The sequence below is a fragment of the Pseudomonas hefeiensis genome (assembly GCF_030687835.1).
In the GTDB taxonomy this organism is placed as follows: domain Bacteria; phylum Pseudomonadota; class Gammaproteobacteria; order Pseudomonadales; family Pseudomonadaceae; genus Aquipseudomonas; species Aquipseudomonas hefeiensis.
Genome location: NZ_CP117449.1, coordinates 2938384 through 2950488, shown reverse-complemented (window position 1 = coordinate 2950488; position 12105 = coordinate 2938384). Strand labels below are relative to the sequence as shown.

The following is a 12105-nucleotide window of genomic DNA, read 5'->3' as shown; positions in this document are numbered from 1 at the left end:
GCGCCTCTATAACAAGGAAACAGCATGTCCAAGACTCAGTTGTTCGACCTCGACGGTAAAATCGCTTTCGTTTCCGGCGCCAGCCGCGGCATCGGCGAGGCCATCGCCAAACTGCTGGCCCAGCAAGGTGCCCATGTGATCGTCTCGAGCCGCAAACTCGAGGGTTGCCAGCACGTGGCCGACGCCATCATCTCCGCTGGCGGCAAAGCGACCGCCATTGCCTGCCACATCGGTGAAATGGAGCAGATCAGCCAGGTATTCGCCGGTATCCGCGAGCAGTTCGGGCGCCTGGACATCCTGGTGAACAACGCCGCCACCAACCCGCAGTTCTGCAACGTGCTGGACACCGATCTGGGGGCGTTCCAGAAAACCGTCGACGTGAACATTCGCGGCTATTTCTTCATGTCGGTGGAAGCCGGCAAGCTGATGCGCGAGAACGGTGGTGGCAGCATCATCAACGTTGCATCAATCAACGGCATATCGCCGGGGATCTTCCAGGGCATCTATTCGGTGACCAAAGCCGCGGTGATCAACATGACCAAGGTGTTCGCCAAGGAATGCGCGCAATTCGGCATCCGCTGCAACGCCTTGCTGCCGGGCCTGACCGACACCAAGTTCGCCTCGGCGCTGGTCAAGAACGATGCGATCCTGAAAACCGCCCTGGCGCAGATCCCGCTCAAGCGTGTGGCCGATCCAAGCGAAATGGCCGGCGCGGTGCTGTACCTGGCCAGTGATGCGTCCAGCTATACCACGGGTGTGTCCCTGAATGTGGATGGGGGTTTCCTCTCCTGATGATGTTCCACTTGTGGGAGCGGGCTTGCTCGCGAATGCGGAAGGTCAGTCACCACTGTATTGACTGATCCACCCCATTCGCGAGCAAGCCCGCTCCCACAGGGTCTCAGTGCCCACGAAATGAATATTTATTCCAATATTTGCAATATGCGAATATTTATTCCATAAAGAGCCCTTCTGAAAATAAAAACTCAAAGGGCTCTTTCTCATGCACGAACTCGGCATCGGTCTGATTGGCACCGGCTTCATGGGCCGTGCCCATGCCTTGGCATTTCATAATGCCAAAGCGGTGTTCGACCTCCCCCTGAACCTGAAACTGGCGGCCTTGGCCGATGCCGATCCCCAGCGTGCCCGGCAGTGTGCCCAGAACTGGGGGTTCGAGACGGCACACAGCGACTGGCAACAACTGATCGACGACCCCAAGGTCAATCTGATCGCCATCACCACTCCCAATCATTTGCATTACCCGATGGCCATGGCTGCCCTGACAGCGGGCAAGCCGGTTTATTGTGAAAAACCCCTCGCCGTGTCCCTCGAACAGGCTGATCAGATGCAACGGGCGGCCAAGGCGGCCGGCGTGATCACGCGGGTCGGCTACAACTATCAGCACAATCCGATCATTCAGCGGGCGCGGGACATGATCCAGCGCGGGGAGCTGGGGCAGATCATCAGTTTCCAGGGCGAGTTCAGCGAAGACTTCATGGCCGACCCGACCTCACCGTGGTCATGGCGCTGCGAAGCCGCCCACGCCGGCGGCGCGTTGGCGGATCTGGGCAGTCATTTGCTGGCCATGGCCCGTCATTTATTGGGCGATGTCGCGGCCGTGTGTGCCGACAGCCAGACCGTACACAGCCAGCGTCCCGCCAGCGCCGGCAACACTGAACAACGCGCCATCGCCGTGGATGACCAGGTCCACGCCCTGCTGCGCTTTGCCAACGGCGCCCGAGGCACGGTCAGCAGCAGTTGGCTCAAGCACGGCTACAAGAACCACCTGAGCTTCGAGATCAGCGGCACGCTCGGCACCCTGGCGTTCGATCAGGAACGACTGAATGAACTGCGCTTGTGCCGCGTCGGCCATGGGGGCTTCCAACGTCTGCTGGCCGGCCCGGAGCTGCCAGGCTATGCCGCGTTCAGCCCAGCGGCCGGGCATCAGTTGGGGTACAACGAATTGAAGACCCTGGAGGTCCAGGAATTGATCATGGCCCTCGCCGGCCAGGGCGGCAACGGGACCGATTTTGAAGAGGCCTGGGAAGTGGAGCGGCTGGCGGCGGCGATTCGCCTGGCGGCGCGGGAGCAGCGGTGGGTGGAGGTGACTGGCTGACACGCTGCCGATTTGTGCCCCACCTTTGTGGCGAGGGGATTTATCCCCGCTGGGGTGCGAAGCGCCCCTGAAACTGACGCCTCGGTGTGTCAGGAAGGAATTTTGGGGCCGCTACGCGACCCAGCGGGGATAAATCCCCTCGCCACAGGGGGCGGTGTTCAGCCTGGGTATTGGGTTTGCAGCGCAACCAACCGCGCCGCCAGCACCTTGGCCTGGCTCGCCACATCGGTCACTGCGGTGCTTTCCCACCACATCCCGCGCAACGGTGGTCCCATGGCGAACAGACGACTGGCAGGCTTGCCCTGGGCATCCAGCACCGCGCCATCAGGATGGGCGGCGATACCCAGGGCCAATGGGCCGGGCTGGACCAATCCACGAGCCAGCAGTTGTTGAGGCAACGGGCGTGCAACCCGGCGCCAATCGTATTCGATGCCACTGGAGTTGATCAGCGCAGCGCCCTGCACCACCGTCAGATCCGCCTCGCCCCGCCGGCGAATGCGGATGTTCACCGTTCCCTCGGCAGACGACGCCAGCCCCTTGAACGACGCCGCCTGGATCCGCAACCGCCCTTCCTCGTGCAGCCGCGCCACCAGCTCGGCGCTCAAAGGAGGCGAACGATGATGATGGCTCTCCCACCATGGCCGTACGTGGCGAACGAATTGTCGGCGTTGCACATCGCTGGCCTGGCTCCAAAGGCGCCCAATGTGGGCGCGCACCGTGTCCAGCGGGGCCTGCCAGTCGATGCCCTCGGCCTGGGCCTGACGACATTGCTCACGCAGGGCCCGCATCAATTGGCGCGGCGAGCGGAGACTGTGATCGTCGGCGAGAAAATCCACCCATTCAGGCGGTTGTCGACGCACATGGGGCAGCAGGCCATGACGGGAAAACACTTCGATAGGTCCACGATGTCCGGCCTGCTCCAGGGACACCACGGCATCCACCATTGTCAGCCCTGAGCCAATGATCAACACCGTGGATTGCGGGTCGAGCCGACGCATCGCCGCTACATCCCAAGGGTCCAGCGCGGCGGCATTCAAGCCGCTGGATTCGGTCTGCGGGGTACGCGCCGCCGGGAACATGCCAGTGGCGAGCACCGCGAAACCTCCGCGCAACGTCTGGCCATCGTCAAGCGTCAACAGCACGGTGTCACCCGCGACCTGCAGATCCACGGCTTCCCCGCGCACATGCTCGACCCCGGAGCCATTGCGGGCTCCCAGCGCCCGGGCTTCAGCCAGGCGCTGTTGCACATACAAACCGAAGATGCCCCGGGGGGGAAACAGCTCGCTGACCGGTACATGCTGCTGATCCGACTCGGGCCAGCCACCGGCCTCGATGAATTCGGCGAGCCATTGGGTCAGGTCATCGGCGTTGTCCGGATCGACGCTCATCCGCGCGGCATTGCCGTTCAAGGTGTGGCCCAGCTCCACAGCGCTGTAGGCCTCACCCCGACCCAGCTCGCTGCGCGGCTCGACGATCAGCACGTTGCGCCGTCCAGGCAGACGCAATAGCTGCGCCGCCAGCATGGCTCCGCTCAGCCCGCCGCCGATGATCAGGACGTCGGCCTCGCGGGTGATGCTGCTGCCAGGTCGATCCAGCGCTGTATGCATGTCGCTCTCCAGGAATCAAATCACCACGTTGCGTACGAATCTCGCCGCCACCGAACCATCATTGCGATAGGCATGGGGCTGGTTGCTGGCGAACATGAAAAACTCACCGGCGCCTATCTGGCGCTCTTCGCTGCCCAGCATCAGGGTCAGGCAGCCCTCGAATACATAGAGCTGCTCGCTCCAGCCATCGGCATCGGGTTCGGATGGATAATGCTCCCCGGGCTCCAGGCGCCATTCCCAGAGTTCGACTTCGCGGCTGGCGGTGGCCTTGGCCAGTAAAACCGCTTTGCTACCGGGGATGGTACCGGCCCAGGCCAGTTCGTTGATGCGACTCGGGTCACGAGCATCGGGGGCCTGAATCAAGTCGCTGAAGGCCACGTCGAGGGCTTCGGCGACACGGTCAAGGGTGGTCAGGCTGACGTTCTTTTCACCGGCCTCGATGGCCACCAGCATGCGCCGGCTGACCCCGGACAGTTCGGCCAGGGTTGTCTGGCTCAGCTGCGAGGCGTGCCGCAGGCGGCGGACGTTCTGGCTGACGTGTTGCAGGACGGATGCCCGCTGACCGTTTTCTTTGTGCACTATATTGCTCATCTGCTGGGGTTGCGCATTATACTGCCCACCTTCTTCGGGCGCATTGTGCGTCCGCCTCAAGTGGCGCGCAAGGTCATGGCATCGGTGAACTCCCCTCAAGCTTCCTCCCGTTTCTCAAGGTTCAGCAAGGCCGAATGCGTGCTGGTGCTGATCACCATGATCTGGGGTGGAACCTTCTTGCTGGTGCAGCACGCCATGACGGTCAGCGGACCGATGTTTTTCGTAGGCTTGCGGTTTGCCGCCGCAGCAGCGTTTGTCGCGCTGTTTTCGTGGCGGCATCTGCGCGACCTGACCCTGTTCGAACTCAAGGCCGGATGCTTCATCGGCGTGGCGATCATGCTCGGCTATGGCTTGCAGACCGTCGGCCTGCAGACCATTCCCAGCAGCCAGTCGGCGTTCATCACCGCGCTGTACGTGCCGTTCGTGCCGCTGTTGCAGTGGCTGGTGCTGGGCCGCCGGCCCGGCTTGATGCCCAGCCTCGGCATCATGCTGGCATTCACCGGGTTGATGCTGGTGTCAGGCCCGGCCGGGGCATCGTTGAATTTCAGCCCCGGTGAAATCGCCACGCTGATCAGCGCCATCGCCATTGCCGCCGAAATCATCCTGATCAGCGCCTACGCCGGCCAGGTCGATGTGCGCCGGGTAACCGTGGTGCAACTGGCGAGCACGGCGGTGCTGGCGTTCCTGATGGTGGTGCCGACCCAAGAAACGATCCCGCCATTTTCCTGGTTGCTACTGGTCAGTGCCGTGGGCCTGGGCGCCGCCAGCGCGGCGATCCAGGTGGCGATGAACTGGGCACAGAAAAGCGTCTCGCCCACCCGCGCCACGCTGATCTATGCCGGGGAACCGGTATGGGCCGGCATTGCCGGACGCCTGGCCGGCGAGCGGTTGCCGGCGATTGCGCTGGTAGGCGCGGGGCTGATCGTGGCGGCGGTGATCGTCAGCGAACTGAAGACTCGGGGCAAAAATGCGGTCGAGGTGGCTGAAGTGCCTGAGCGCGAAGGTTGATTCCCCATCCTCTGCACCGATTTGAGGGGCCCAGACGAAGTCAACCACGAACAATCAGGTTATCAAGATCGTAGACACCACCGCCTTGCGTGACGTCGACACGGTGCAAGATGCGCAGCGCACGATGACCGGGTTGCTCGCTGCGAGGCGCCGAACCGCTGAGCAGTAACACCCGGTTGTCCATTGTGAACTGTGCGTTCAGTGTCGGCGTCGCCGCGACAGCTTTCCAGAACGCACGTTTGAACAGGTCTAAACGCTCGAAGACTTGCCCGCGCAATTGATCGGCAACCAACGCCGGAACAGGGGCGCCCTGGCTGCTCGCCGCTTGCGTCTGCCAGCCCTCAGCCACCTCCAGCCCTGCTCCGCTCACGACACCCGGACAATCCCGACGGTCGTTGAACATCACATAAACCGGCTCCAGCCCGGAATCGTGGGGGAACACCACGACATAATCATCGAATCGCACCTCTTCGACAGAGTCGAACGAGGCCAATTCGGGCACCGGTGAGGACCGGACAAAGCCAGCGGAATCGAGCCGATCCAGCTTGGTCTCAACTGACGCCTCCAAGCCAGGGGGTTGCGCCCATTCGATAGCGGAGTCCTGCCGGTCATCTGTCGTGAAACGGTAAACCCTCTCGTCTTCATGCCAGACCGCTGGCCTGACACGAACCTTCGCAGGTAAACCCCCGGCGCAGGGCGTGATATAGATCTCGAAAAGCTCGCGTATTGCTTTTAGCCCATAAGACAGGCTGCCGGGTTTCACCGCGACCGTCGTGGCACTCATTCGCATAGGCAACTCGACCTCACCACGCTGGGCGGCAAGCACATGCCAATCAGGATCAATCAGGGAGAGCTCGGTCAACGGCACGCAGAGGCCAAAGCGCACGGCCTTGGCTCGACTGACGAAGTTGAAGCTCACCACGCCAGCGTATTGCCCTAGATGCTCCTGCGCGCCGTCGGTCAGTGACCAATGGAACTCGGCGATTGCCGAACGGATGGTCTTTTGCAAGTCCATTCGTTGCACTGGCATCAGCGGCTGCGCGTTGCTAATCAATAGATTCGGGCGGCCCTGGTTATCGGCGATAGACAGACGAAACACGTTTCGGTACTGATCGAAGGTACGCAAGCGCACCCGTTGCTGCCAAGCATGTTCTACCGCGGTTTCGGCCCTGGCGTGAAGTTGAGCATGGCGCTGGGTGATCAAGGATAAACGCGCAATATAACGACCGTGATTGGCCGTAGCCTGCTGCACATTGGCTTGCCAAACGGTTTTGTCAGCTTGGTTATAAGTGAGATTCTGCTGGGCCGTGTTTTTGGCGAATTCAACGCCCATTTTCTTGCGTTCGAATGCACGAACGGCCATCAGCACCTCATGCTGCGCGTGCTCGATCTGGCGGATGCCTTTTTCCAACTCCTTCAGCGTCACGTTCGGATCTTGTTGGATCGGCAGATGCTTAATAGCGCTTTCAAGCAGAGAGTACGTCGACTCAATCGTTTGCTCTGCAGCGGCAATGTCCGCCCCCATCCGCTGCGCATTGGCAAGTTCGCGCCTGGCTCTCGCCGTGGCGTTTTCAACGAAGCTCGACCCGGTGACCGGTGTGAATGGCGCTGGAAGCACTCCGTTCTTGAAAGGAATAACTTTCTTTTGGTGATACCAATGTTTGAGATGGTAGACGACAGCGCCCGGGGAATTCGGATTGAAGGGGTCCTGCGAATAAAACAACAGGTCCGCTCCGCTGGGATGACCGACTATTTGATCAAAGTGGGCGATGAGCCGGTCATGATTTTCTTTATCGGTATCCACGTCCCAGATTTTGTCGACGAACATCTGAAACTCGGACTCGGTGTAATCCTTGAGTTTTGGTTTAAGTTCCATCTTGGGTTTTCCTTGTTTAAGCGTACGTCCTCGATGACGCACCTGCTCGCGGCGTGTCGGGCAGATGCGTTCAACGGGCGGGATTATTCGGGCTTGAAGCCGGGTTTGTTATTGCGGGCGCGCCATTCCTTGACTTCTTTCAGGATGCCTTCGGGGCTGTCTTCCTGGCCTTCCTTTGGGTAGAAGAGAACATCTGAACCGTCGGGGTGTTCTGTAATAAGTTCGAAATGATCAACCAGTTTATCCAGATACTTCCCCAGGTCCTGCCCTTTAAGATCACTCGTATTATGGAACAGCTCCCCGAGAAAGGATAAAAATTCCAGCTCGGTATAATCTTCCAGCGCTTCTTTAAAGATCATTATCCTTAACCCTCCCTGTGGTGTTGGATGTGACGCTTGGGCGTAAGTACACGAATGTTGTCCACGTTATACACATCACCACCTTTTGAAATTTCAATCTCATGATGGAGTTCAAATACTTTTCGCCCTCCTACTTGGTCCTTTCTTATGGAGTATGGTGACTGGCCATTTCGCATCCTATCCAAATTGATGCCGGTAAATTGCTGACCCAGCTCCGCATCCACCGCCACGGACTTCCAAACCGCCTCCCTGAACCGATGAAAATTCGCAAACTTCCTCCCCCTCAACTGATCCGCAATCCGATCAGGAATAGGTGCGCCAGTCGTCCTCGCCACCTCCCCCAACCAAATGCCCGACACTGGCCGCCCAAACCCCAGCGCCACGCCATGATCATCCCGCCGGTCATAAAACAGCGCATCCGGCGAAGGCAGCTCCATGTCCGCCGGATACCCCGGAATATTGGCACCGACTTGCCCCGGATCAACAGCCGGAAACGTCTCGTTTTCCGGTAGGACCGGGATTACAGGGTTGCCGGGATATACCGGCGAGAGTGGCGGTGTAATCGGTAAGGTGGTCGGGCCGAGCTGTTCGATGCCCGGCGGGACCAGGGGTGTTAGGGTGGTTTATTCTGGCTTGAAACCAGGCTTGTTATGGCGCGCTCGCCATTCTTTTACCTCTTTTAGTATTCCTTCTGGACTGTCCTCCTGATCTTTCTTTGGGTAGAAAATAACGTCTGAGCGATCTGGATGCTCAGTAATCTCATTGAAGTGATCAATTAGTTGGTCTGTGTAATCATTCAGGGCTTCCCCCCTCATGCCGTCAGGAAACTCAAAAAAACAGCGTAAAAAATCGAGAAATTCACTCTTTGTGTACTCCTCATACTTCTTCTTCGCAAAGATCATTGGCCGTTACCTTTATGAATATGGATATGCCGCTTAGGAGTCATAACAACCAGATTTTCCATATCGTAAACCCCGCCGCCTTTTGCCACCTCTACCTTATGGTGCAATTCAAATTTTTTGCGTCCGCCGACTTGATCAAGTTGACTTGGATACGCTGCAGAGCCGTTAAGCATATGTTTCAGATTCCTTTCGTTGAAGCTCTGGCTTAAACCCCAACCGATCCCGACCTTCATACGTTTCACTCAACGACCATCCGGCAGGAGCCCCCGACTTATCAAGGCCTCATGACTACTTCCAATACTTTTAATAAGCTCTTCAAGCCCAACTTGTTCATTAGTACCATCCTTGTTTTTTATGAAGGCCACCCTCGACGGAATATGTTTAAGCGTGCATGCTCGGCAATGCACCTGCTCGATTGTTCGAGCAGATGCGTACGCGGGGCCTGATCTATTCCGGCTTGAAGCCGGGTTTATAAAGACTCAAATTCGGTATAGTCTTCATATTTTTTTGAAGATCATTTAGCAGCCATTCTCGATAAAAGCGATTCGGCGCGATCATCATCTTGATCAACGGTGCCCTTTATCTATCAAAGTGAAGACCAAGGTTTTCACTCTCATATCCTGGGCATATTGAAAAACAACCTTTTTACCGGGATACAGTTCTGGGTCCAACGGGTACGAATCCCACCCCCCAGTCATCCCTATCGGCACTGGCATCTTTATTGGACCTTTCGATGCCATCGGTTCCCCGAAAACCGCATGAACATCAGACTGCGTCATTTCCAACATATATGAAATAGGAAGCTCGCCTTCATATTTCGACATAGAAGGTATGGTTCGTATGAGTGTAACGAAAAGCGTCTCGAACCTCCTCGTCTCACGCCAGAACTCCAACTCAATACCCGGTTCCAGTTCAAGCTCAAGACGATCTCGCCCCTCATATATTTCGGTCAATGTTTGGTCGGGAAGTACGCCCTGCCCTACCAGTACCTCGTGCGAAGTTCCGATACGTTCGATGAGTACTTCAAATTCAAAAACATTCATCAGTACCACCCCTGTTTTTTATGCAAATCGTGCAACAACTCTAGGGCCGCATCTATATCTGACTCTGATGCACCAGACTCCATAAGACCCGGTTTTAGTGCTGCTAGGTTACTGTTCACTGCTGCCTCCAGATCTGCAGCATCATTCATGCTCTTCTCCAAACTGTTGCGTCCACCATACGTCTCACTGAATTCGCGATGGACACTTGAAGGAACGGCAATGCACGGTGCCCGTCGGATCGCTTCCCGGATTTCGAAGGGGCTCATATCGTAACCGTTCATACGAATATGAAACTCCAACGCCTTCCTAGACGGTATGTGATCAATATCCAACCCATCCGCTCTGCTTCGACCACTGAGTTCGTTATACGGCCCCACCTCCAACGGTTCTACCGGAGGGCCGACAAACACCAACCCCGGCGAAGGCAGCTCCATGTCCGCCGGATACCCCGGAATATTGGCACCGACTTGCCCCGGATCAACAGCCGGAAACGTCTCGTTTTCCGGTAGGACCGGGATTACAGGGTTGCCGGGATATACCGGCGAAAGTGGCGGTGTAATCGGTAAGGTGGTCGGGCCGAGCTGTTCGATGCCCGGCGGGACCAGGGGTGTTCGGGGGCCGTTGCCGATGGGAGGCGCCGGCCAGGGTATGACGGCCGGGACGATACCCGGTCTGCCGAGCAGGCTGTTTGGCGTGGTAATGCTGATGCGGTCGAGGTTGAACGGGTTTTCACCCAGCTCTGCCCGCTCCTGGTAACGCAGTTCGAATTGGCGACGCTCACCGACCCAAGTGCTTTTCGGCGCATAGGGCGCAAAGCCACGTTCGATGCGTTTTTGGTTGATTTCGTCTATGTCGCTCCACAGCGTCGGATGCTCGGCCAGGGTTTGCCATACGGCCTGATCGAAAGCACTGAACGACTTGATTTCCCGAGCCCGTAGCTGGTGGCCGAGCTGTTCGGGAATGGCCGCACCCTGGGCCTGGCTTGCGGTGTTCCACCAATCATTCGCTGCCGGTTTGCCAGCGCCCGTGACGATGCCTGAGCCGAGGGGTGGCAAATCGAAAGAGAAATAGGTTGGTGGCAGGCCAGGCACGCAGACGATGCAGTCTTGAATGCGTAGGTCCGCGCCCGCCGGAAGGGTCTCGACTTGTGGCGCCATGAGCATCAGCACTGACGGGGTTGTCGGGGCAGTGTGTGGCACCGCGTCAGTGGCGAACTGTAGTTGCCGGGTTACAACGCCAGGAACTTCGGCCTTATAGAGGCCGGACAGTGGGTCCAGGACTGCATTGATGACCGGAACCTGAGCACTGATTGCCCCGCCGGTACTGGCGACGTGGATCGTGGTGCCTTCGGATACGGTTTCAGGTTTTAGCCGGTGAGGCATTTCTACCGAGCCACCTGCGTCGGCAACTGACCTCAGCCTCTGCTCGTCCGCCAGACCCAGTGCCTGGGCCGGTACGCCAACGCCTTGAAACAATCGTCGACGTTGCTCGACAGTAAGTTCTCCGTTGCCCAGAGGGGTGGTGTGTGTCGCCAGCGCGATAAATAAACCTGGCCCCTTCAAGGCAATGCTCTTTAACTCACCGAGCATCTCCACGGTCGACTGGACAGCCTTGTCCAATACCGCCGTGTCTTGCCGGGGCACAAACACGGTCCCCTGGCTCAATACCATCCCGCCCGCAGTCATCGAAAGCGCAGGCACACTCAGGGTATGGATTTGCCTGAACCGCTCCAGTCGAATGCTTTCATCCACTTGCTGTTTGAAACGGATGCGCTCCGCCCGCTGCTCGGCATACTGACGTTGGCGCTCCCAGACAGCCTCCCGCTCCCGCCAAACCACGGTCTGTTCGGCATGGTGCCGGGCCAGCGAGTTGGACTTTTCGGTGAGTGCCTTGATCTGCTCCGACAGCAGCCGGGCCTCTTGGGCCGCGGTGTAAGCCTGTTCCCAGAGTCGGTGACCTTCTTCAAGCGCGGCGCCGAATTGAGCCAGTCGCGTGCGGTAGTCGTTCGCCGAACGGGTGAGCGGATCCTGTCCGTCGAAGACACGGGCGGCGCTGTTCTTGGCGTTGAGTTCCGTGGTTTTTCGGGCGATCAGCCCGTCGATCTCGTTTTTCTCTTTGGTGATGGTGTATAGCTGCCAGCGTTCGGTCGAGTTCGAAACGGGGGGCCGTTTTGCGGCGGCGATGTCCTTTTGAAGAGATGCGTCGAGTTGTTGCTTTTTGCCCGCGAAGTTCCGATCCACCTCGGCCCGGGTATTGGTGTATCGCTGGACCATTGTCGCCAGCGCTTGTTGCCGTGCCTGGAGACGCGCTTGCTCCTGGGCCATGGCGGTGGCCTTCTCCGCGTCTGCCTTTGCCTGAGCTTCTTGCTGGGCCTTAATCTGTTCGTACCTGGCTCTGGCCCTGGCTTTACGGCGGCGTTTGCTGCGCCTGCTGCCCGAGCCACCAAACCCGCCTGAAAAGCCGCCGCTTCCAATCTGGAAACCGCCACCTGAAGCCGTTGGCCCAGGCCTGATGACTACCGTTCCATCTGATCCATCGCTAAATGTTCGCGTTGCCATACAGATCTCCTTTTCTGTATGGCGCAGCATGGCGATGAAGCCGTGCTG

General features: G+C 58.5%; 12 protein-coding genes. 3 read left to right on the top strand and 9 right to left on the bottom strand.

Going from position 1 to position 12105, the window contains the following annotated elements:
• Nucleotides 1–24: 24 nt before the first annotated feature.
• Together PSH57_RS13050 and PSH57_RS13045 are read left to right on the top strand one after the other, a co-directional pair.
• The gene (locus PSH57_RS13050) at nt 25–792 is read left to right on the top strand and encodes an SDR family oxidoreductase (RefSeq protein WP_305389942.1); all 768 of its coding nucleotides are present in this window, start codon (nt 25–27) and stop codon (nt 790–792) included.
• Between the two features lie 208 nt (nt 793–1000).
• On the top strand, nt 1001–2113 hold the full coding sequence (locus tag PSH57_RS13045; RefSeq protein WP_305389940.1) for a Gfo/Idh/MocA family protein: 1113 nt from the start codon (nt 1001–1003) through the stop codon (nt 2111–2113).
• 158 nt (nt 2114–2271) lie between these two features.
• On the opposite strand, the gene PSH57_RS13040 is transcribed toward PSH57_RS13045, so the two are convergent.
• A complete protein-coding gene (locus PSH57_RS13040) occupies nt 2272–3720 on the bottom strand; it encodes an FAD/NAD(P)-binding protein (RefSeq protein WP_305389938.1) in 1449 nt (482 codons plus the stop codon).
• A gap of 15 nt (nt 3721–3735) precedes the next feature.
• Nucleotides 3736–4299: a helix-turn-helix domain-containing protein gene (locus PSH57_RS13035; protein ID WP_305389936.1), complete on the bottom strand. Its 564-nt coding sequence runs from the start codon at nt 4297–4299 to the stop codon at nt 3736–3738.
• On the opposite strand from PSH57_RS13035, the gene PSH57_RS13030 reads away from it, so the two are divergent.
• Nucleotides 4294–5319, top strand: coding sequence for a DMT family transporter (locus PSH57_RS13030; RefSeq protein WP_305389935.1), 1026 nt, complete (start codon nt 4294–4296; stop codon nt 5317–5319). The two genes, PSH57_RS13035 and PSH57_RS13030, sit on opposite strands and share 6 nt — an antisense overlap.
• Before the next feature lie 40 nt (nt 5320–5359).
• On the opposite strand, the gene PSH57_RS13025 is transcribed toward PSH57_RS13030, so the two are convergent.
• The 7 genes from PSH57_RS13025 to PSH57_RS12995 form a co-directional block, all read right to left on the bottom strand.
• Entirely contained in the window at nt 5360–7195 is a 1836-nt protein-coding gene (locus PSH57_RS13025; RefSeq protein ID WP_305389934.1) for an S-type pyocin domain-containing protein, read from the bottom strand.
• Nucleotides 7196–7278: 83 nt separating this feature from the next.
• On the bottom strand, nt 7279–7554 hold the full coding sequence (locus tag PSH57_RS13020) for a bacteriocin immunity protein (RefSeq protein ID WP_305389933.1): 276 nt from the start codon (nt 7552–7554) through the stop codon (nt 7279–7281).
• Nucleotides 7555–7559: 5 nt separating this feature from the next.
• Nucleotides 7560–7991, bottom strand: coding sequence for a hypothetical protein (locus tag PSH57_RS13015; RefSeq protein ID WP_305389931.1), 432 nt, complete (start codon nt 7989–7991; stop codon nt 7560–7562).
• A 186-nt stretch (nt 7992–8177) separates the two neighbouring features.
• Nucleotides 8178–8456 (bottom strand): bacteriocin immunity protein, encoded by a 279-nt coding sequence (locus PSH57_RS13010; RefSeq protein ID WP_305389929.1) that lies wholly within the window; start codon nt 8454–8456, stop codon nt 8178–8180.
• Complete coding sequence (locus PSH57_RS13005; RefSeq protein WP_340368602.1) at nt 8453–8689, bottom strand: HNH endonuclease signature motif containing protein; 237 nt, start codon at nt 8687–8689, stop codon at nt 8453–8455. Before PSH57_RS13005 ends, PSH57_RS13010 begins: the two co-directional genes overlap by 4 nt.
• A 333-nt stretch (nt 8690–9022) precedes the next feature.
• Complete coding sequence (locus tag PSH57_RS13000; RefSeq protein WP_305389925.1) at nt 9023–9499, bottom strand: DUF6392 family protein; 477 nt, start codon at nt 9497–9499, stop codon at nt 9023–9025.
• Nucleotides 9499–12057 carry an S-type pyocin domain-containing protein gene (locus tag PSH57_RS12995; RefSeq protein ID WP_305389923.1) on the bottom strand — a complete coding sequence of 853 codons (2559 nt, stop codon included), beginning with the start codon at nt 12055–12057 and terminating at the stop codon, nt 9499–9501. Before PSH57_RS12995 ends, PSH57_RS13000 begins: the two co-directional genes overlap by 1 nt.
• Nucleotides 12058–12105: the final 48 nt, after the last annotated feature.

What these genes read in the sequence shown, in the direction of transcription:
- PSH57_RS13050 (WP_305389942.1), top strand. Translation starts at nt 25, where the DNA reads ATGTCCAAGACTCAGTTGTTCGACCTCGACGGTAAAATCGCTTTCGTT.
- PSH57_RS13045 (WP_305389940.1), top strand. Translation starts at nt 1,001, where the DNA reads ATGCACGAACTCGGCATCGGTCTGATTGGCACCGGCTTCATGGGCCGT.
- PSH57_RS13040 (WP_305389938.1), bottom strand. Translation starts at nt 3,720, where the DNA reads ATGCATACAGCGCTGGATCGACCTGGCAGCAGCATCACCCGCGAGGCC.
- PSH57_RS13025 (WP_305389934.1), bottom strand. Translation starts at nt 7,195, where the DNA reads ATGGAACTTAAACCAAAACTCAAGGATTACACCGAGTCCGAGTTTCAG.
- PSH57_RS13020 (WP_305389933.1), bottom strand. Translation starts at nt 7,554, where the DNA reads ATGATCTTTAAAGAAGCGCTGGAAGATTATACCGAGCTGGAATTTTTA.
- PSH57_RS13015 (WP_305389931.1), bottom strand. Translation starts at nt 7,991, where the DNA reads ATGGAGCTGCCTTCGCCGGATGCGCTGTTTTATGACCGGCGGGATGAT.
- PSH57_RS13010 (WP_305389929.1), bottom strand. Translation starts at nt 8,456, where the DNA reads ATGATCTTTGCGAAGAAGAAGTATGAGGAGTACACAAAGAGTGAATTT.
- PSH57_RS13005 (WP_340368602.1), bottom strand. Translation starts at nt 8,689, where the DNA reads ATGAAGGTCGGGATCGGTTGGGGTTTAAGCCAGAGCTTCAACGAAAGG.
- PSH57_RS13000 (WP_305389925.1), bottom strand. Translation starts at nt 9,499, where the DNA reads ATGAATGTTTTTGAATTTGAAGTACTCATCGAACGTATCGGAACTTCG.
- PSH57_RS12995 (WP_305389923.1), bottom strand. Translation starts at nt 12,057, where the DNA reads ATGGCAACGCGAACATTTAGCGATGGATCAGATGGAACGGTAGTCATC.